This window comes from Streptomyces ipomoeae 91-03 (assembly GCF_000317595.1).
In the GTDB taxonomy this organism is placed as follows: domain Bacteria; phylum Actinomycetota; class Actinomycetes; order Streptomycetales; family Streptomycetaceae; genus Streptomyces; species Streptomyces ipomoeae.
This window is the reverse complement of sequence record NZ_AEJC01000381.1, coordinates 1-972: the sequence shown is the minus strand read 5'-3', so window position 1 is coordinate 972 and position 972 is coordinate 1. Positions and strand designations below refer to the sequence as shown.

Sequence of the window (972 nt, the reverse complement as noted above, 5' to 3'; positions counted from 1 at the left end):
CTCCCTCTCACCCTGGCTTCGGTCAGTCGTTCGATGCCTTGGCGTACTCCTGTGCCATCGGTCCGGCGAAGTCGAGCACCACACACTGCTCGTCGCCCACGACCCACGCGTCGTGGCCGGGCGGGCACACGAAGACGTCGCCGGGTCCCACCTCGCCCTCTCCGCCGTCGTCCATACGGATCTGCAGGCGGCCCTTGAGGACGTAACAGTTGTGGTGGACCTGGCAGCTCTCCGTGCCCGCGATGGGGGCCACGGACTCGGACCAGCGCCAGCCGGGTTCGAAGGTGGCCACGGCGAAGTCGAGCCCGCTGAGGTGGACGGCTTCGAGGTGTCCTCGCGGGAAGTCGCGCCGCTCGTCCGGCTTGTCGACCGTCTTGATCTCCAGCATGACGGCTCCTTCCGTTCCGACCCACCCCTCCATCGTCCGCCTGTCAAGCCGGAGCCGCCAACCGAGGGACCGGTGGTGCGGGAGGTGTCGCGGTGACGGGAGCGACGTCCAGCGAGCCGACCGGGGCAGCGGTGGCGATCGCCGTCCTCCTGGTCGGCCTCGGCAGGGTCGTCACGGCCGGGCCGCCGCTGGTGACCGCGCTGGTCGGTGCCTGGGCCCGGAGCGCGGCTGAGCGGTCGGACCCGCCCGGGCAGGTCCGACCGCCGCCACTCAACTCAACTGCTCATCGCCTCTGCTGTCGTGCGCTCAGAAGGTGAGCTTCCAGCCGTCGATGTACCCGGTGTCCAGGCTGGCCACGTCCTGTACCCGCAGCTTCCAGACGCCCGCTGCCGTTTCGGCGGACGCGTCGACGGTGTAGGTCGCGATCACGTCGTCGGCCGAGTCGGAGGACGAGGAGTTCTTCAGCCGGTACGCGGTGCCGTCCGGTGCGACGAGGTCGACGACCAGGTCACCACGCCAGGTGTGGATGATGCGCACGTCCACGCTGAGAGCGCTGGACGCCGCCCCGACCCGGTTGACGTGAT

2 protein-coding genes are annotated in these 972 nt (G+C 69.9%); both read right to left on the bottom strand.

Translation table 11 applies throughout. The features are described from left to right. Nucleotides 1-22: 22 nt before the first annotated feature. Complete coding sequence (locus STRIP9103_RS24585; protein WP_048820912.1) at nucleotides 23-388, bottom strand: cupin domain-containing protein; 366 nt, start codon at nucleotides 386-388, stop codon at nucleotides 23-25. Between the two features lie 306 nt (nucleotides 389-694). After that, nucleotides 695-972 (bottom strand): proprotein convertase P-domain-containing protein (locus STRIP9103_RS24580; protein WP_048820911.1); only part of this gene is annotated, 278 nt, incomplete at its 5' end.

Coding starts and splice junctions, on each gene's coding strand:
- STRIP9103_RS24585 (WP_048820912.1), bottom strand. CDS start 388: ATGCTGGAGATCAAGACGGTCGACAAGCCGGACGAGCGGCGCGACTTC.